The following is an 18,354-nucleotide window of genomic DNA, read 5'->3' on the forward strand; positions in this document are numbered from 1 at the left end:
GTACGGCTACATAGCTGCGGGCATGCGTGCCGCTAGGGCGGCACGGGTGGGCGCAGCGGCACCTGGCGAGCGCCGGTGGGTGGGTCTGCCCCTGGGTGCCGGAGTGGGCCGTTAGAAGAGGCCCGCTGCCTTGCGTTCCTCGGGGGTCAGGGGTGGGCCCGTGAGCGGCGGTTTCAGGGGGCCTACTGCTGCGGCCAGCAGCATCGTGGGGGTCAGGAGGGTGTGCGCGCCGCGCTCCAGGGACGTCACGTCCGTGACGCGGCGCGCGATGCGGCCGTTGCCGGTAGCCGTGTACAGCAGGCGCCCCACATACGCCGACAGCACCCGGTCCCGCACCGTCGGCCCCGTCGCCGTAGCCCCGGGGTGGAACACGTCCGACCCGATCGCGAGATCCCACGCCGCCCGCACCGTACGCCCCACCGCCCGCTGCAGGTGCCGGGAGAGACCGGGAGAGCCCGCACCCCGCTCGGCGATCACGTCCCGCAGGGCCAGTGCCGACTGCGCGGCCACCGACATGCCGTGCCCGTACACCGGGTTCAGCGCGCACACCGCGTCCCCGAGGACGACGAAGTTCTCCGGCCACACCGGCATCCGCTCGAAGAAGAACCGCCGGTTCGCCGTCGTGCGGGTCACCGCCACCTCGGTGAGCGGCTCGGCGCCGGCCAGCAGCTCCCCGATCACCGGGTGCCGCAGCCCCTCGCGGGCGTAGCGGACGAAGTCCCCCGCGTCCGGGGCCGGTTCACCGCCCTGCCGGATGATCAGCGTGACCATCCAGGTGCCGTCCTGCATGGGCATCAGCACGCCACCGGAGCCGGGCCGGCCACCCCGCGGGTCCAGCTCGATGTTCACCACGGGGAACCCGTCCCGCGCCCCCTCCGGCGCCCGGAACAACCGGCTGACGTACATCAGCCGGGAGTCGACCTCGCGCCGCTCGGGCTCGGGCAGCCCCAGTTCCCGCAGCCAGTGCGGCGCCCGCGACCCCCGTCCCGTGCAGTCCACGACGAGCGACGCGGTCACGGTCCGCTCGGACGACTCCCCACCGGAGGACGCCGGCCCGCGCAGCCGGACCCCCGTCACGGCCCCACCGGCCCCACCGGTCCCGCCGGCCGCGCCGACGAGGCCCAGCACCTCCGTCCGCTCCAGCAGCCCGATCCGCCCGTCGGCCAGCACCTGTTGCCGTACCACCCAGTCCAGCAGGTCCCGGCCGGCCGGCAGCATGAACGCCGACTCGGCCCACCGCCGGTACCAGCCGTGCGGGGACAGCGCCACCACGTCCGTGGTCACCGGCACCCGGTTCACCCCGGCCGCCCGCAACCGCTCGGTCGCCCCGGGCAGCAGCCGCTCCATGGCCCGGGCCCCGCCGGACCACAGCTGGTGCACGTGCCGCGCCTGCGGCAGCCCCTTGCGCGGCGCGGGCGTGTCCGGCAGCGCGTCGCGCTCGACGACGGTCACCCGGAACCCGGCCTGGTCCAGGGCGCTCGCGGCGAGCAGCCCGGCGAGGGAGCCGCCCAGGACGACGGCGGTGGGTATTCGATCACTCATGTACGGCAACGCTCTCTGCTGGGGCGTCCGCACGTGCGCGGACCGCCTCGATGTCGTCGGGACGGCGGAGGGCTCGGGAGACGGCCCCGATCTCCTGGAGGAGGTTCGTGGTGTCGGGCCCGTCGGCCGGCTCGGCCGGCTCCGGCGTACGGGCCTTCTTCTCGACGGCGTCGAGGATGCACACCGCGGCGGCCAGCGCCCGCGCCCGCTCCGGCGGATGCCCGAGACCGAGCGCGGCGTCGTACGACCGCCCGCCCAGCCCGGTGTCGATGTGCCGGGACAGCGGCAGCAGCACGTCCCGGATGAACGTCTCCCGCCGGGTCAGCCGCAGTTCGGGCGTCGCCCGCAGCACCTTCGGCACGCCGTCCCCGCTCGCCGAGCGCATCAGCCGGTACAGCGGCCGCAGTTCACGGTGGGCGAGCCGGATCCGCCAGCGGTCGTGCAGGTACTGCGCGGCGTGCGGGAGGATGAAGCCGACCGCGATCAGGATCGCCGACAGCGCGGCCACCGGCGGCGCGAGGTTCGTGCTCAGCCAGTCCAGATCCCGCCCGCACCAGCGCGCGGCGACCGCGGTCAGCTTGGACGCGTCGAAGATCAGGTTCAGCACGTAGCCGACGCCGAGCAGCTTCAGCCCCCAGCGCAGCCAGACGTCCAGGCCCTCCGTGCGCACCCAGTTCCACACCAGCCGGGAGGTGATCAGGACGGCGACGGCGTGCGCGACGAGGTAGAGGACGATCTCCTCGCGCATGAACGGGGTGTTGGCGTAGTACGTGTCCAGGTCGGTGAGCCGTTCCACGGGCGCGTCGGCGAGCAGGAACAGCACCCACAGGACGACGATCACCCCGGAGTACACCGACACCACCCAGCGCATCGCGCGCCGGGTGGCGGCCGAGCGGTCGGACAGGCCGTTGCGCCAGGTGATGATCAGCAGCAGACAGGAGCCGCAGAACGCGGTGAGGAGCGAATAGCACCACGGCGCCGAGATGTTGGTCACCCCGGTCAGCCGGTTGACGGCGGCGATCGTGGACGGCGCGCAGAACACGAACACCGTGCAGGCGAGGATCAGCAGACCGCCGACCGCACGCAGCAGCGGGTCCCGCCACAGCCGGATGATCGTGGGCAGCTTGATGACGAGCGCGGCGGTCAGCACCGCCGTGGGGATCCAGAACGAGATGTAGAACTCGCTGAGAAACCCCGAGGGGTCCAGCGCCAGCAGGGTCACCGCGCGGCTCCTCCCCGTCCGCGGTAGCCGAGGACACGCTGCACGGGATCCAGCGGGGCGCCGGGCCCGGTGCCGGAGAGGTGCGGCCGGAACAGGGTGGCCAGCCGGTGCCCGAAGTCGTCGGCCTCGGCCTCGTCGGCCTTCCGGGAGCCGTTGCGGGCGGCCACCGTCAGCGCCGTGTCCTGCCACTCGGAGGTGTCGCCGAGGGCCCGGGCGACGGCCGCCCCCGCGAGGTGGTGGTGCCGGTGCCCCGCGTGCAGGTGCCACAACTCATGGCCCAGGATGACCAGTTGCTGCACGGCCTCGGCCCGTTCCTCCACGATGACCAGGTCGAAGTCGTGGAACTCCACGCACAGTCCGGTCACCTCGATCTCGTCCGGGAAGCGCTCGAACCGCAGTTCCAGCGGCCGTCCGGAGCGGCGCGCGCTCATCTCCTCGCACAGCGCCCGGCACACCTCCCGCACCCCGGCCGGTGGTTCGGGCCGGGCGCGGACCGCCGCGGCGAGGTCGGCGGCGAGCAGCCGCTTCGCCGAACCCGGACGCGGCGGCTTTTCCGCACCGGGACGCGGCGGCTTTTCCGCACCGGGACGCGGCGGCTTCTCCGCATCCGGACGGACGTGACGCAGCCGTGCGGTCAGCCGTGCCGCCCGCTTCCGCGCGCCCGCGATGGTCATCGCACCCCCTCATCACCGCCGGTCTGCGGCTGGTTCGAGCGTACGCGCCCGGATGTGTTCGCGTCATGCGATCCGGTGACCGTGGTTCAACCGGGAACGACCACAGGCGCCTCAGCGACCGGGGGAGGGCACCGGCGTCACCGGGGTCCCGCCGGCCGCGTGGCCCAGCAGGGTCAGGCGGACCGTGCCCGGCCCGGACAGGGTGGTGAACTCCGAGAGGACCGCGAGCGCCAGGGTGTTGTCGCCCCGGGTGCGCAGGATGCCGCCCGGCAGCACGAACGTGTGCTGGGGGCCCACGTCGTTGATGTACTGGCCCAGGTTCCAGCCGTTGAGGAAGATCTGCGCACGGTAGGCGCGGTACCGGTCGTCCTCCAGCACCAGGCCGACCGAGGCGTCGACGTCGCCCGGCACGGACAGCCGGAACGACGTCCGGTACCAGGTGACCCCCTGCCGGCGCTCGGCCCGCGGGAACGTCACCTTCTCCCAGTCCCGGTCGTCCAGGCCGGGCAGGTGCCAGCCCTCCCGCTCGCCGTACAGCCCGCCGTTGTTCATGGGGCCGCGCACCGGGTCCGGGGCGGCCTCGCCCTGGATCCGCCACCGCACCTTCGGTGACGCGCCCTCGAAGGTGACCCCGGTGAGTCCGCGTGCCGCCTTGTGGGTGTCCTGGGCCTTGCCGTCCTCGTCGTGCTGCATCCGCCGCACCAGGACCGACAGCACGTGCCGGCCCGGCGAGCGCAGCCGCTCCCGCACGTCGAACTCGGCGGTCTCGGCCCAGGTGCCCTTGCGGATCGTGGTGTCCTTGTCGGGCACCGGCATGCGGTGGGTGCCCAGCGGTTCCCCGTCCAGCCACGCCATCAACAGGCCCTGCGTGCCGGTGCTGTGGGCGAGGGAGACCCGCTCGACGCCGGACGAGTCGGTGAACTCGCCCCGGTACCAGACGTCGCCGTAGTGGAAGCCGTAGTCGTCCGCGAACAGCACCGGCTGCCCCTTCGGCACGGGCGTGGTGCTGTACGACGACGTCCTGTCGGCAACCTTCCAGCCGGAGTCGTCGAAGCCGGGCCCGGCCTCCGGGTTCTCCGTCCGCATCCGCCAGCCGCCCAGCTTCGGCAGCCGCACCTCGGGAGCGGCGGGCAGCATCGCGGTGGACATCATGCTGCCCGACCCGGTGACCCGGGTGGCCACCGGGCGGCCGTTCCAGACGACGCTCGTGACCGCGCGCGGCCCCCACACCTCCAGGGTCGTCGCGCCGATGACGTCACCGGTCAAGTGCACCTCGGAGCCGCGCACCTCGGCGTGGCGCAGCAGCGCCGGGCCGTACACCAGGAGGGTGCCGGACGGGGTGTCGTACGGGAAGAGGCACACGGCGGTCGGGTCGTCGGCGAAGAGGAGCAGCAGCGGGACCTCGCTGTCGCCCTGCTCGACCATCACCCGGGTGAGGCCGCCCTTGCCGAGCGGCACGTTCACCCGCAGTTCGTCCCGGTCGAACACCCAGGCCGCCTCGGGGTCGAGCCGGTTGACGACGGGCTCCTGCCGGCACTTCAGGACCAGCTCGGCCATCTCACCGGTGTGCCCGGTGAACACCGCGACGTCCAGCCGCCCGGTGTTCAGGCGGGTCATGGGCTGCGCGTTGGAGTACTTCAGGGTCCGCCTGCCCAGCGACAGGCCGGTGGTCAGCAGCCGGGCGTCCTTGCCGGGAACGGTGAGCCGGACGGCGCCGGCGGCGGTCGGCAGGTCGGCGGTGACCGCGTCCGTGCCGTCGTTGCGGGCCACGTACACATGGGCGCCGGTCTCGGGGTTCCTCAGGTGGTACACCTTCAGCCCCTTCGCATGGACGTCCGCCGCCTTCTCCAGCCGGGCGAAGTCGGGCACGCGCTGCAGCAGATGCCCGATGGTGTGCATCGGGGCGATCTTCGGGGTGACGTTGCGGGCCTCGTCGATGGCGGCGCCGTAGTCGTACGACGTGTAGACGACCGGCGCGGGGAGCCAGCCCCACGAGGTGCCGCCGAACGTCATGTAGACGTTGTGCAGGGTGAGCCCGTTGGCGAGGTTCGTCAGGTAGAACCGGCGCTCGTAGGCGGCGTCCCGGGTGCGCCGGGCCTCGGCGTACCCCTTGCCGTCGAACCAGGACCCGCCCCACGGGTCGAACCAGCCGCCCCCGAACTCGGGCACGAACCCGGGCGTGTCCGGCGAGGCACTGGCCCCGCCCTTCGCCCCGCCGGGCCCGAACAGCCCCCAGTCCGGCGGCGTCGTGGACGGCGACGGGTACCCGTCGAAGCCGTACAGCCAGCCGCCCTTGTCCCCGCCCGTGTCGAACGAGCCCGGCACCCAGTAGCCGTTGCGTCCCTTGTCGTTGTGGAACAGCGGGACGTCGATCCCGTCCCGCCGCACCTTCTTGTACAGGTGGGACATGTAGTCCCGGCCCGTCGGCTCGCCGGTGTGGGAGTCGTACTCGTTCTCGATCTGGTAGAGCAGGACGGTGCCCCGGCCCCGGGTGAACAGGTGCCGGCGGGCGATCCGGTTCACCTCGGTCAGCCACGCGTCGACGTGCCCCAGGTAGGCCGGGTCGGCGGTGCGGGCCGTGCCCTTCGTCGCCGACAGCCAGCCCGGGAAGCCGCCGCCGTCGACCTCGGCGTTGATGTACGGGCCCGGCCGCAGGATCACGTACAGCCCGGTCTCGGCCGCCGTGCGCAGGAACAGGTCCAGGTCCCGGACGCCGGTGAAGTCGTACCGACCGGGCGCGGGGGAGTGGTAGTTCCAGGCCACGTAGATGCTGACCGCGTTGAAGCCGTGCGCCCGCATCTTCTGCAGGACGTCCCGCCACAGCGACGGGCTCGGCAGCCGGAACGGGTGCATCTCGCCCGACCACAGCACCAGGCGCCGCCCGTCGACCAGCAGCGAGTGCCGGTCGTAGCCCACGGTGTGCCGCTCCCCGTCGGCCTCCGGCGGACCGGACAGCGGGCCGGCGGGGCCGCCGCGCGCGGCGTAGGCCGAGGGCGCGCCGGTGCCGCCGCTCCCGCCCAGGGCGAGGCCGAGCGCGGCCGAGCCGGCCAGGGCGGTGAAAGTACGTCTGCTGAGCGCCAAGGGATCCTCCCGGGCGATCTTACGGGGCGCGGGCCCGGCCATTCTCCACGGAGGTACGGCCCACAATGGACGCATGAGGATCTCGGCACGCGCGGATTACGCGGTACGGGCGGTGGTGGAGCTGGCCGTACGCCAGGACGACGGCCCCGTGAAGGCGGAGGAGATCGCCTCCGCGCAGGACATCCCGCACAAGTTTCTCGAAGGGATCCTCACCGACCTGCGGCGCGCCGAGATCGTGCTCAGCCGGCGCGGCGGGGGCGGCGGCCACCGGCTGGCCCGCGACGCGGCGCGGATCACCGTGGCGGACGTCATCCGGGCGGTGGACGGCCCGATCGTCTCGGTCCGCGGCGAACGCCCCACGGGACTGTCGTACACCGGCACCGCCGAGCCCCTCCTGCCCCTGTGGATCGCCCTGCGCGCCAACGTCCGCCGCATCCTGGAGGGCGTCACCCTGGCCGACCTCGCGGCGGACCGCCTCCCGGAACCGGTACGGCGGCTGGCGGCGGAACCGGCGGCCTGGGAGAACCCGTAGGCGGCCGAGGTCGGGTGAGAACACCGGTATGAAGTGAAAACACCGAAGTGAATGGCCGGAGTTGGCCCTGCCGTGCCGTCCCACGGCTTCCTACGATGCGATCGCCTCCCGGTCTTCACAGGTTGCGCACAGTTCCTCCCCTGCACCACGGCACTCCCGGTGGGCCGGAGGCCGACCCCCCACTCGACGACAGGGAGAAACCCATGGCTGGAGGCCTGCTCGCAGGCGCGGGAGCGCTCGCGGCCCTGCTCACCACGGCGATGCCCGCACAGGCGGCGTCCCCGGTGGTGGACAACCCGCCCCCGGACAAGATCGTGATCGACATCGCCACGGTGAACGGCTCGGGCTGCCCGCAGGGCACCGCCGCGGTCGCCGTCTCACCGGACAACACCGCGTTCACCGTCACCTACAGCGACTACCTCGCCCAGGCCGGAGGAGACTCCGAGCCCACGGCGTTCCGCAAGAACTGCCAGCTCAACCTGATCGTCCACGTCCCCCAGGGCTTCACCTACGCCATCGCCAGCGCCGACTACCGGGGCTTCCTCGCGCTGCAGCCCGGAGCCTCGGGCACCCAGCGGGCCTCGTACTACTTCCAGGGCTCGTCGAACACCGCGTTCAGGACGCACCCGTTCAGCGGGCCCTACAACGACGACTGGGAGGCCACCGACGACACCGACTGGGCCCAGCTGGTCTGGGCGCCCTGCGGCGTCCTCCGCAACTTCAACATCAACACCGAACTGCGCGTGAAGGCGGGCACCGACACCGACAAGGTCAGCTTCATGACCATGGACTCGACCGACGGTGACATCAGCACCGTCTACCACATGGCCTGGAAGAAGTGCCCCGCGAACTGAGCCAGGGGGCCGGCCCGCGGCACCGCCGCGGGTCAGCCCGTCTGCCCCATCCCCGCCGCGTTCGGCCAGCTCTGGGCATCGGGCCAGCTCTGGGCGTCGGACCGGCCCTGCGCGTGCGGCCAGCCGGTCGCCGGGGCCGGGGTGAGTCCGGCGGACGCGGCGGGAACGGGCGAGCCGGGAGCGGTCATACCGCGAACCTGGGCGGCGGTGAGACCGCCCCGGGCGGGAACACCCGGCGGGGTAGGGCCGAGACCGACGGCGGGCGCCGGGACCGGTACGGCTCCCGGCGGGGATACGGGTACCGGCACCGGGGCGGGCACGAACGCCGGGGCCGGCGCGGGCTGCTGGGCCGCCGCCACGGGTTGCGGCACCTGGGGCACCGACTGCTGCACGGGCTGCTGCACTGGTGCTGGTGCTGGTGCTGGTGCTGGTGCCGAGGTCGCTGCTGGTGCTGCCGTCGGCAGCGGCATCCCTGGTGCCGGTGGGGCGGCGGCGGGGAGCGGCATGCCGGTGCCGACGGCCGGAGGGGGAACGGCCGCGGTGAGGCGCAGCCCGGACCCGTTGGACTCGTTCACCAGCCGGTCGACGGCCGCCGTACCCGAGCTGTAGCTGGTCCCGGTGCCCGGCTCGGGTACGGCGGCTCCCCTCCTGGTCCCGTAGAGCACCTGCTCCAGGCCGGACACCAGGCGACGCACGTCGGCCTGGGGGCGCACCACGAGTCTCAGGAAGCGGCTGGACGAACCGATCTTGTTGCCGCACTCGCGGACCAGGATCCGGTGCTCGGCGAGCATCCGGTCCCGGACCACGGTGCCCTCGGCGCCGACGGGAAGGCGCACGAAGAGGAAGTTCCCCTGCGAGGGGTAGACGGTGAGGCCGGGCAGGGCGGACAGCTGTCCGGACATCTCCAGGCGGTCCCGGCGCACCTGGAGCAGGCTCTGCGCGTACTCGGGCCCGTGCTCGCGCAGCATGAACACCATGTGCTCGGCAAGGGAGTTGAGGTTCCACTTCGGCAGCATGGAGCGGACCCGGCCCGCCAGCGCCGGGTTGGCCACCAGGTAGCCGAAGCGTATGCCGTGCAGGCCGAAGTTCTTGCCGAGGCTGCGCAGCACCACCACGTTGGGGCGCAGCAGGGCCTCCTGGACGACGCTGGGTTCCGTCTCCGCGTCGGCGAACTCCAGGAAGGACTCGTCGATGACGATGAGGTCCAGGTCGGCCATCGCGTCCATGAACCGCACCACGGACTGGCGGCGCAGGCAGCCGCCGTCGGGGTTGTTGGGGTTGCAGATCACGGCGGCCCGGGTGCCGCGGGCGCGGATGAAGTCGGCGTACTGGGCGAGGTCCAGGGCGAAGTCGCCCGCTTCCTGCAGCGGGAACATGTCGACGCGTTTGCCGGTCTCCATCGGCTGGTCGGTCCAGCGGCCGAAGCTGGGGACGGGGACGGCGAGCGACTCACGGACCAGCAGGTGGTCGATCCAGGTGATCAGCTCGGTGGAACCGTTCCCCATCGCCACGCACTGCGGCGGCAGTTGGAGCAGATCGCACAGCTCGGCGGTGATGGTCCCGGCGTCACTCGGGTAGTACGTGACGATCTCCCGCAGTCGGCCCGCCATCTCCTCGAACATGTCGGGGGTGGGGAAGTACGGGTTGCACGGAACGCAGAAGTCGACCGGGTCCGCCGCAACGGCGTCACGGAACAACGAGGTGACGTTCCCGGCCAAGAGGACCTCCGCTCAAGGACGACCCGCGCGGAGAAGCACGGGCCACCCTTGAGTACGGAGAACAGACGGCACCTGTTCAACACCGCTCACTGAAGCGCCCCAAAGGGGCGCGGGGCTGTATCGATTTGCGGCTCCGCCGCGTGGGCGCGACCAGCCCCCACGGCGCCGCAGCCGAACTACGACCCAAACGTATGCACAGTGACACTCCGATAAACGCCCCCCGGCCTCAACACGGTCGAAGGAAACCCCTCATGGTTAGGCGAGTCCGGAAAGTGCTGAGTCTCCAGCGCAAGCGCATCCCCCTGCCGATAGGCACGCCCCCTGGTCCCGACGAGCGTCCCGTCAAGAAAGTTCCCACTGTAGAACTGCAGCCCAGGCTGATCCGTAGCAATCCGCAGCACACGCCCGGAGCGCGGCTCCCGCAGCGTCACGACATGTTCCGGCCCCCCGGTGACCCCCTTGTCCAGCACCCAGTTGTGGTCGAACCCCTTCGCCTGCACCTGCTGCACGTGCCCCGCCCGCAGATCCCGCCCGATGGGCTTCGCGTGCCGGAAGTCGAACGGGGTGCCGCCGACGGCGGCGAGTTCCCCGGTGGGGATCAGGCCCGCGTCCGTCGGGGTGTAGCGGGACGCGGCGACGCGGAGTTCGTGGTCCTCGATGCTCCCGCTGCCCTCACCGGCGAGGTTCCAGTACACGTGACTGGTGAGGTTGACGATCGTCGGCTTGTCGGTGGTGGCCTCGTAGTCGATGCGCCACTCGCCCCGCTGGTTCAGCGTGTACGTCACCTTCGCCCGGAGCGTGCCCGGGTAGCCCATCTCGCCGTCGACGCTGGTGTAGTGGAGGTGGAGGCCGACGTCGGGGCCGTCGGTGAACGGCTCGACGTCCCACACGTGTTTGTCGAAGCCCTTCGCCCCGCCGTGCAGGCTGTTGACGCCGTCGTTGACGGAGAGCTGGTACTCCTTGCCGTCGAGGGTGAACCGGCCCTTGCCGATGCGGTTGCCGTAGCGGCCGATCAGGGCGCCGAAGTAGGGGCTCTTGGCCACGTAGTCGTCGAGGTTGTCGAAGCCCGCCACCACGTTGGCGTGCCGGCCGTGCCGGTCGGGGATCTCCAGACTCTGGACGATGCCGCCGTAGGAGAGGACCTTGAGGCGGGTGCCGCCGTTCTCCAGTGACCAGCGGTGGACCTTCGTGCCGTCGGCGAGCCTGCCGAAGGGCTCCCGCACCGGCTTCCGGCCTCCGTGACCGGTGCTCGCCCGGGCCGTGCCGGTGCCGAGGGCGGTGGTGGCGAGGCCCGCCGCCGCGGCGCCCGCGATGACCGTGCGTCTGTTCAGTTCCATTTCAGCTCCCTGTGGTCGGGCCGATCACGAACCGGACTTGCGCTTGTTCCACACGTCGAAGCCGACCGCCACCAGCAGGGCCAGGCCCTTGATGACCTGTTGCCAGTCGGTGCCGACGCTGAGGAGGTTCATTCCGTTGTTCAGCACGCCGAGGACGAGGCCGCCGATGATCGCGCCGAGGACGGTGCCCACACCGCCGCTCATCGAGGCTCCACCGATGAACGAGGAGGCGATGGCCTCCAGTTCGAAGTTGACGCCCGCCTTCGGAGAGGCCGCGTTCAGGCGGGCGGCGACCACCAGACCCGCCAGGGCCGCGAGCACGCCCATGTTCAGGAAGACGTAGAAGGTGACCTTCTTGTCCTTGACGCCGGACAGCTTGGCCGCCGGCAGGTTGCCGCCGATCGCGTAGATGTGCCGCCCGAACACCGCGTTGCGCATGATGTAGCCGTAGCCGACGACCAGCGCGCCGAGGACGATCAGGATGATCGGGGCGCCCTTGTAGCTGGCGAGCAGCAGGGTGAGGACGAGGATCGCGGCGACCAGGGCGGTCAGCTTGAGCAGGAAGAGCCGGGCGGGCAGCACGTCGAGGGCGAACTCCTGCTGCCGGCGCCGGTCGCGGACCTCCTGCCACACCACGGCTGCGATCAGCACCAGGCCGAGCAGCAGCGTGAGGTTGTGGTAGTTGGTGTCCGGTCCGGTCTCGGGCAGGAAGCCGTTGCCCATCTTCTGCAGGCCGTCGGGGAAGGGGCCGAGGGTCTGGCCCTTGAGGAGGATCTCGGTCAGGCCGCGGAACAGCAGCATCCCGGCGAGGGTGACGATGAACGACGGTATGCCGAGGTAGGCGATCAGGAACCCCTGGAGCGACCCGGCGACCGCGCCCACCAGCAGACAGGCGACCAGGGCGATCGGCCAGGGCACGTGGTGGCTGACCGTGAGCACGGCCGCGAAGGCGCCGACGAACGCGGTGAGCGAGCCGACCGACAGATCGATGTGCCCGGCGATGATCACCAGCATCATGCCGATCGCGAGGATCAGGATGTAGCTGTTCTGCAGCACCAGGTTGGAGACGTTGCGCGGCAGCAGCAGGTCCCCGTCGGTCCAGATCGCGAAGAGCACCACGATCAGGCCGAGCGCGATCAGCATGCCGTACTGGCGCATGTTGCGGCGCAGCCCGCTCAGCAGGACGCCGAGCAGTCCCGGGCCGGCGGCCGCCGGGCCGCTGCCGCCCGGCGGCGCGGGGGCCGGGCTCTTGGCGGTCACATCCGTGCTCATCGCGACACCTCTTCGTCCCTCTGCTCCTGCCGGTCCTGCTGGTCCGTCTGGTTCTGCTGGTCCTTCGTCATGTGGCGCATCAGCACTTCCTGTGTCGCCTCGGCCCGCGGCACCTCACCGGTCAGCCGCCCGGCGGCCATCGTGTAGATGCGGTCGCACATGCCGAGCAGCTCGGGCAGCTCGGAGGAGATGAAGACGACCGCCTTGCCCTCGGCGGCGAGCCGGTCGATGACCGTGTAGATCTCGTACTTGGCGCCCACGTCGATCCCGCGCGTCGGCTCGTCCAGGATCAGCACCTCCGGGCCGGCGAAGATCCACTTGCTGAGGACGACCTTCTGCTGGTTGCCGCCGGACAGCCTGCCCACCGGCTCGAACACGGTCGGCGCCTTGATGTTCATCGACGTGCGGAAGCCCTCGGCGACCTGCCGTTCCTCGTGCTCGTCGACCACGCCCCGCCGGGCCACCTTCCGCAGCGCGGTCAGCGAGATGTTGCGGTTGATGGTGTCCATCAGGTTCAGGCCGTAGTGCTTGCGGTCCTCGGTGACATAGGCGATGCCGTGTCCGACCGCCTCCGCGACGGTCCTGGTGCGGATCTCCCGGCCGTCCTTGAGGACCGTGCCGCCCGCGTACCGGCCGTAGCTGCGCCCGAAGACGCTCATCGCGAGTTCGGTGCGGCCGGCGCCCATCAGGCCCGCGATGCCGACGATCTCCCCGCGGCGCACCTGGATCGACACGTCGTCGACGACCTTGCGCTGCTGGTCGATCGGATGGCGCACGGTCCAGCCCCGGATCTCCAGTGCCGGTGCCGCGCCCTCCTCGGGTTCGTGCGGGGTGCGCTCGGGGAAGCGGCTGTCGAGGTCCCGGCCGACCATGCCGGCGATGATCCGCTCCTCGGTCGTCCCGGGGGCCTTCACGTCCAGGGTCTCGATGGACCGGCCGTCCCGGATGATCGTCACCGAGTCGGCGACCCGGCGGATCTCGTTCAGCTTGTGCGAGATGATGATCGAGGTGATGCCCTGCTTCTTCAACTCCAGGATCAGGCCCAGGAGTTTGCCGCTGTCCTCGTCGTTGAGCGCGGCCGTCGGCTCGTCCAGGATGAGCAGCTTCACCTGCTTCGACAGAGCCTTGGCGATCTCCACGAGCTGCTGCTTGCCCACGCCGATGTCGGCGACCCGGGTCTCCGGGTGCTCGTCGAGACCGACCCGGCGCAGCAGTTCGGTGGCGTGCCCGAGGGTCTCGGTCCAGTCGATGAGCCCGCGCCGGGCGTGCTCGTTGCCGAGGAAGATGTTCTCCGCGATGGAGAGGTACGGCACCAGCGCCAGCTCCTGGTGGATGATGACGATGCCGCGCTGCTCGCTCGCCCGGATGTCCCTGAACGCGCAGGGAGCGCCCTCGAAGAGGATGTCGCCGTCGTAGCTTCCGTGGGGGTGGACGCCGGAGAGCACCTTCATCAGGGTGGACTTCCCGGCGCCGTTCTCCCCGCAGATGGCGTGGACCTCGCCCTGCCGGACGGTCAGGGTGACGTCCGACAGCGCCTTGACACCGGGAAAGGTCTTGACGATCGAGCGCATTTCCAGGACGGGTCCCGCCATGGTCGTGCCTTCCAATCCGTAGGGGTGGCGGCTTACTTGAGCTCGGACGCGGTGTAGTAGCCGCCGTCGACCAGGACCTTCTGGTAGTTGGACTGGTCGACGCTGACCGGCTGCAGCAGGTAGGCGGGCACCACCTTCGCGCCGTTGTCGTACGTCTTCGTGTCGTTGACCTGCGGCTTCTTGCCCTTGAGCGAGTCGTCGACCATGCTCGCGGCGACCTCGGCGAGCTTGCGGGTGTCCTTGTAGACGGTCTGCGTCTGCTCACCGGCGATGATCGACTTCACCGAGGCCAGCTCCGCGTCCTGGCCGGTGACGACGGGCAGCGGCTTGCTCCCGGAGCCGTAGCCGTCCGACTTCAGCGAGGACAGCACGCCGATGGAGATCCCGTCGTACGGCGAGAGGACCGCGTCGACCCGCTGCGACTTGTACGACGAGGTCAGCAGGTCGTCCATGCGCTTCTGGGCGGTGGCGCCGTCCCAGCGCAGGGTGGTCACCTTGTTCAGCGCGGTCTGGCCGGAGCGGACGACGAGCTGCTTCTTGTCCAGGTACGGCTTCAGGACGCTCATCGCGCCGTTGAAGAAGTACTTGGTGTTGTTGTCGTCGTTGGAGCCGGCGAACAGCTCGATGTTGAACGGGCCCTTCTTTCCGCTGTCCAGGCCCAGCTTGTGCACGATGTACGTGCCCTGCAGCTCGCCGACCTTCTCGTTGTCGAAGGAGGCGTAGTAGTCGACGTTCTTGGTGCCGAGGATCAGCCGGTCGTAGGCGATGACCGGGATGTGGGCGTCCGCGGCCTCCTGGAGCACGTTGTTCAGGGACTTGTTGTCGATGGCCGCGATGATCAGGCCCTTGACGCCCTGCGTGATCAGGTTCTCGATCTGCGAGACCTGGGTGTCCGGGTCGTCCTCGCCGTACACCAGCTTCGTCTTGTAGCCCTTGGACTCAAGGTTCTTGACGACGTTGTTCCCGTCGGATATCCAGCGCTCGGAGGACTTCGTCGGCATGGCGATGCCGATGGTGGCGCCCTTGACGTCGCCCGTCTTCGCCTTGCTGCCGCCGTCGCTGTTCTGCCCGCAGGCGCTCAGCGTGAGGGCGAGCGAGGCGGCCGCGGCCGCCGTGGCGAGTGCTGCTCTGCGGTTGCGCATGATGATCAGTCCTTGTCGGTGTCGACGTCGATGGGGGATCGGCCGGGGGTGCTTTCCGGGTCGGGGAAGCGGTGGAGCGGGCCGGGGAGGCGGGAGCCCAGCGGGGCCATGCCGGTGTCCGCGCCGTGCCGGGCGAGCAGGTCCAGGGCGAGCCGGCCGCGCCGCACCCGCTCCCGGGCGGTGTCCAGGGTCAGGTCCCGCAGATGCCTGCCCCACGGGTAGATGCCGGGCGCCTTGGACAGGCCGAACTTCAGGTAGAGCGGTGCGCCGCGCCGGATCAGCTCGGCGACCTCGTACATCCGGACATAGCCGCCGAGGTCGTCCGGGGCCTCGATGTACATGTCCATGGGAGCGCCGGACACCCGGCGGATCTCGGTGAGGTGAGCGGGCGTCAGGTCGCTGGGCACGTTGACCGAGTCCGCGCCCAGCCGCTCGTACACCGCGTACGACGCCGGATTGACGGGGCCGATCAGCGCGGACACCTTCAGCGTGGTGCCGGCCGGGATGATCCCCCGCTGCCGGGCCCGGTGCAGGGTCCACAGCACGCCCTCGTCGGCCACCAGCAGGCACCGCACGCCCAACTCCGTCGCCCGGACGGCGTCCTCGACGCAGCCGGCGACCCCGTCGTGGCCGCGCACGCGCGGTCCGGCCCCCCGCGAGTCGGAGCGTACCGAGCCGCCGATGTCCCAGGTGCCGCGCGGGCCGGTGAACAGGCAGAGTTCGATGTCGCGTTCGGCGGTGGCCTCGACCATCTCGGTGATCTCGGCGTCGGTGAGCATCCACACGCCGCTGCCCTGACTGATCCGGTGGATCGGCACGTCCAGGCGCGAGGACTCCTTGAGGACGACCGCGAGCGCCTCGGGCCCCTCGCACGAGGGGACCTCGGTGCGCCAGCGGCCGCCGCCCGGGAAGCTGTGCGGGGAGGCGTCGGCGGGGTCGAGGGCGGGCGCGCCCAGACCGAGCGCGGCGAGCACCTGCTCACCGGGTCGGCGGGCCGCCGGGGCGGAAGCGTCGGTCGTCACTGGCTGTCCTTCGTGTTCGGAAGAGCGTGTTCGGAAGAGCGTGTTCGGGCGGGTTCGATATTTCGGACGTCGTTCGCGTCTTTGGGTAGGGAAAGTTCCCGAGTCTGGCGGTGAAGGAGGTCCTACGGCCGGAGCAGCACCTTGCCCACCTTCGGGTCACCGGCCCCCACCAGCTCCATGGCCTGGGCGAACTCGGTCAGCGGCAGCTCGTGCGTGACCAGCGGCAGCGGGTCGAGCAGCCCGGCGCCGAAGACCCGCACGGCATGCGCCCAGGCGGCCGGCGGGGCGCCGAAGACGGTGCGCACCTCCAGTTGCCGTACGACCAGAGAGGTCGGGTCGAGTCCGTCGGCGCCCGGCGCCGGGATGCCGGTCAGGACCAGCCGGCCGCCCCAGCGCAGCAGCGCGGCGGCGGTGCGCGCGGCGGACGCGGACCCGGCGGCCTCGATCACGACGTCCAGGTCGTCCGGCAACTCCTCGCCGGCGAGCCGGAAGTCGCTCGCCCCGAACGAGCGGGCCGGCGCCTCCCGTTCGCGGCCAGTGCCCACCACCAGCAGGCCGGCGGGGGACACCGCCCTGAGGAACCGCACGGCGAGCATCCCGAGCGTGCCCGTGCCGACCACGCCCACCCGCTCGCCCGGCCGGGCGTCCGCCTTCAGCGCGGCGGCCGCGACGCAGGCGGCCGGCTCCAGGAGGGCGGCGGCGGTGAGATCGGCGTCCTCGGGCAGGACGTGCAGCAGCCGGGCCGGCAGGGTGAGCGTTGTGGCCATGGCACCCGGCTGGGTGAACCCGGTCTCCTCGTAGCCGGCCGTGCACAGCGTGGTCTCGCCCGCGTGACAGCGGGCGCACACCTGGCAGTTGCGGAAGCCCTCCCCGACGACCTTGCGGCCGACCAGGGCCCCGGGCACACCGGCGCCCACCGCCCGCACCGTCCCGGACCACTCATGGCCGGGCGTCAGCGGGTAACGGACGTAGCCCTCGGGCCGGTTGCCCTGGTACACCTCGCGGTCGCTGCCGCAGACGCCGACCGCGTGCACGGCGACGAGTGCCTCCCCGGGGCCGGGGTCGCGGGGCGTGTGCCCGGCGATCCGGTGCCGGCCGGGCGCCTCGACGACGACGGCGACGCTCACCGCTCGCCCTTCGGGGCGCGCTTCTCCCAGCCTTCCGCCCACAGGTCGAAGTGGGCGCGCTGCTGCGGGAACTCGGCGGCCGCGTCGACGTCCAGCTCGACGCCGAGCCCCGGCGCGTCGGAGAGGTGGAAGCAGCCGTCCTCCGGGTTCACCCGCGGGGCGCCCTTGACCACCTTCTTGATCTCCGCGTCCGCGAAGTCGTTGAAGTGCTCAAGGATCTTGAAGTTCGGGGAGGTGAAGCCCACTTGGAGCGAGGCCGCGGTGAGCACGGAGCCGCCGACGTTGTGCGGGGCGACCAGCACGTAGTGGGTCTCGGCGGTCGCGGCCAGCTTCCGGGTCTCCCAGATGCCGCCGATGTGTCCCACGTCCGGCTGGATGATGTCCACGGCCTGGCTCTGGAACAGCTCGCGGAACTCGATCCGGTCGTGGATCCGCTCACCGGTGGCGACCGGGACGTCCACCTTCGCGGCGACCTTCTCCAGCGCCTTCATGTTCTCCGGCGGGCACGGCTCCTCCAGCCAGGCCGGGTTGAAGGGCGCCATCTCCTTGGCCAGCCGCACGGCGGTGGCGGGGGAGAAGCGGCCGTGCATCTCCAGCATCAGCTCGGCGTCCGGCCCGATCGCGTCCCGCACGGCCTCGATCAGCGAGACGGCGTACCGGGTCCGCTCGTGATCCAGCTCGAAGTGCCCCGTGCCGAACGGGTCGATCTTCAGCGCCCGGTACCCGCGCTCCATCACGCCCCGCGCGGCCTTGTGGTACGCCTCGGGCGTCCGCTCCGTGGTGTACCAGCCGTTGGCGTACGCCTTGACCTTCTCGGTGACGCTGCCGCCCAGCAGCTGCCAGACCGGCACGCCCAGCGCCTTGCCCTTGATGTCCCAGCAGGCCATCTCGACGACGGCGATGCCCGACATCACGATCTCACCCGCACGGCCGTAGTCGCCGTACTTCATCCGGCGCACCAGGTCCTCGGCGGCGAACGGGTCGGAACCGAGAATGTGGTTGGTCTCGGCCTCCCGGAGGTAGCCGAGCAGCGCGTCGGTGTGACCGAGCATCCGGGTCTCGCCGACTCCGGTGATCCCCTCGTCGGTGTGCACCTGGACGTACGTCAGGTTCCGCCACGGCGTTCCGACCACGTGCGTGCTGATTCCGGTGATGCGCACGGCAGTTGCCCCTCAGCTGTTCGACAGTGCTGTTCGGTGCTGTTCGATATTTCGTCACTCGTTCGAAATGTTGGCGTGA

General features: G+C 71.2%; 14 protein-coding genes. 2 read left to right on the top strand and 12 right to left on the bottom strand.

The annotated features are described in order from the left end of the window. Nucleotides 1–111: 111 nt before the first annotated feature. The 4 genes from DBP14_RS24870 to DBP14_RS24885 form a co-directional block, all read right to left on the bottom strand. Nucleotides 112–1,542 (bottom strand): pyridine nucleotide-disulfide oxidoreductase, encoded by a 1,431-nt coding sequence (locus DBP14_RS24870; RefSeq protein ID WP_206739341.1) that lies wholly within the window; start codon nt 1,540–1,542, stop codon nt 112–114. Then, nucleotides 1,535–2,764 carry an MAB_1171c family putative transporter gene (locus tag DBP14_RS24875; protein ID WP_129309335.1) on the bottom strand — a complete coding sequence of 410 codons (1,230 nt, stop codon included), beginning with the start codon at nt 2,762–2,764 and terminating at the stop codon, nt 1,535–1,537. The genes DBP14_RS24870 and DBP14_RS24875 overlap by 8 nt, the downstream gene beginning before the upstream one ends. Beyond that, entirely contained in the window at nt 2,761–3,438 is a 678-nt protein-coding gene (locus DBP14_RS24880) for a toxin-antitoxin system, toxin component family protein (RefSeq protein WP_206739342.1), read from the bottom strand. Before DBP14_RS24880 ends, DBP14_RS24875 begins: the two co-directional genes overlap by 4 nt. 111 nt (nt 3,439–3,549) lie before the next feature. Next, on the bottom strand, nt 3,550–6,519 hold the full coding sequence (locus DBP14_RS24885; protein ID WP_129309336.1) for a beta-galactosidase: 2,970 nt from the start codon (nt 6,517–6,519) through the stop codon (nt 3,550–3,552). Nucleotides 6,520–6,592: 73 nt separating this feature from the next. Here DBP14_RS24885 and DBP14_RS24890 point away from each other — a divergent pair, with 73 nt between their 5' ends. Then, the gene (locus tag DBP14_RS24890) at nt 6,593–7,051 is read left to right on the top strand and encodes an Rrf2 family transcriptional regulator (protein WP_129309337.1); all 459 of its coding nucleotides are present in this window, start codon (nt 6,593–6,595) and stop codon (nt 7,049–7,051) included. A 203-nt stretch (nt 7,052–7,254) separates the two neighbouring features. Next, a complete protein-coding gene (locus DBP14_RS24895) occupies nt 7,255–7,905 on the top strand; it encodes a DUF4360 domain-containing protein (protein ID WP_129309338.1) in 651 nt (216 codons plus the stop codon). A gap of 32 nt (nt 7,906–7,937) precedes the next feature. On the opposite strand, the gene DBP14_RS24900 is transcribed toward DBP14_RS24895, so the two are convergent. The 8 genes from DBP14_RS24900 to DBP14_RS24940 all read right to left on the bottom strand — a co-directional run bounded on the left by DBP14_RS24900 (nt 7,938) and on the right by DBP14_RS24940 (nt 18,275). Then, entirely contained in the window at nt 7,938–9,623 is a 1,686-nt protein-coding gene (locus DBP14_RS24900; RefSeq protein ID WP_241741031.1) for a histidinol-phosphate transaminase, read from the bottom strand. Between the two features lie 176 nt (nt 9,624–9,799). Then, the gene (locus DBP14_RS24910; RefSeq protein WP_129309341.1) at nt 9,800–10,960 is read right to left on the bottom strand and encodes an aldose epimerase family protein; all 1,161 of its coding nucleotides are present in this window, start codon (nt 10,958–10,960) and stop codon (nt 9,800–9,802) included. A gap of 24 nt (nt 10,961–10,984) precedes the next feature. Further along, a complete protein-coding gene (gene mmsB, locus DBP14_RS24915; RefSeq protein WP_129309342.1) occupies nt 10,985–12,232 on the bottom strand; it encodes a multiple monosaccharide ABC transporter permease in 1,248 nt (415 codons plus the stop codon). Further along, nucleotides 12,229–13,824, bottom strand: a complete 1,596-nt coding sequence (gene mmsA / locus DBP14_RS24920; protein WP_129309343.1) for a multiple monosaccharide ABC transporter ATP-binding protein — start codon at nt 13,822–13,824, stop codon at nt 12,229–12,231. The genes mmsB and mmsA overlap by 4 nt, the downstream gene beginning before the upstream one ends. Nucleotides 13,825–13,856: 32 nt before the next feature. Continuing rightward, entirely contained in the window at nt 13,857–14,966 is a 1,110-nt protein-coding gene (gene chvE, locus DBP14_RS24925; protein ID WP_129309344.1) for a multiple monosaccharide ABC transporter substrate-binding protein, read from the bottom strand. Between the two features lie 5 nt (nt 14,967–14,971). Beyond that, a complete protein-coding gene (locus DBP14_RS24930) occupies nt 14,972–15,988 on the bottom strand; it encodes a hypothetical protein (protein WP_129309345.1) in 1,017 nt (338 codons plus the stop codon). A gap of 122 nt (nt 15,989–16,110) precedes the next feature. Beyond that, nucleotides 16,111–17,115 carry an alcohol dehydrogenase catalytic domain-containing protein gene (locus tag DBP14_RS24935; protein WP_129309346.1) on the bottom strand — a complete coding sequence of 335 codons (1,005 nt, stop codon included), beginning with the start codon at nt 17,113–17,115 and terminating at the stop codon, nt 16,111–16,113. Next, nucleotides 17,112–18,275, bottom strand: coding sequence for a mandelate racemase/muconate lactonizing enzyme family protein (locus DBP14_RS24940; RefSeq protein WP_129309347.1), 1,164 nt, complete (start codon nt 18,273–18,275; stop codon nt 17,112–17,114). The genes DBP14_RS24935 and DBP14_RS24940 overlap by 4 nt, the downstream gene beginning before the upstream one ends. Nucleotides 18,276–18,354: the final 79 nt, after the last annotated feature.

Source organism: Streptomyces sp. L2 (genome assembly GCF_004124325.1).
Lineage (GTDB): Bacteria > Actinomycetota > Actinomycetes > Streptomycetales > Streptomycetaceae > Streptomyces.

Bases quoted from the DNA above. Each gene is read 5' to 3' on its own strand.
- mmsA (WP_129309343.1), bottom strand. From the start codon at position 13,824: ATGGCGGGACCCGTCCTGGAAATGCGCTCGATCGTCAAGACCTTTCCC.
- DBP14_RS24880 (WP_206739342.1), bottom strand. From the start codon at position 3,438: ATGACCATCGCGGGCGCGCGGAAGCGGGCGGCACGGCTGACCGCACGG.
- DBP14_RS24895 (WP_129309338.1), top strand. From the start codon at position 7,255: ATGGCTGGAGGCCTGCTCGCAGGCGCGGGAGCGCTCGCGGCCCTGCTC.
- DBP14_RS24890 (WP_129309337.1), top strand. From the start codon at position 6,593: ATGAGGATCTCGGCACGCGCGGATTACGCGGTACGGGCGGTGGTGGAG.
- DBP14_RS24870 (WP_206739341.1), bottom strand. From the start codon at position 1,542: ATGAGTGATCGAATACCCACCGCCGTCGTCCTGGGCGGCTCCCTCGCC.
- chvE (WP_129309344.1), bottom strand. From the start codon at position 14,966: ATGCGCAACCGCAGAGCAGCACTCGCCACGGCGGCCGCGGCCGCCTCG.
- DBP14_RS24910 (WP_129309341.1), bottom strand. From the start codon at position 10,960: ATGGAACTGAACAGACGCACGGTCATCGCGGGCGCCGCGGCGGCGGGC.
- mmsB (WP_129309342.1), bottom strand. From the start codon at position 12,232: ATGAGCACGGATGTGACCGCCAAGAGCCCGGCCCCCGCGCCGCCGGGC.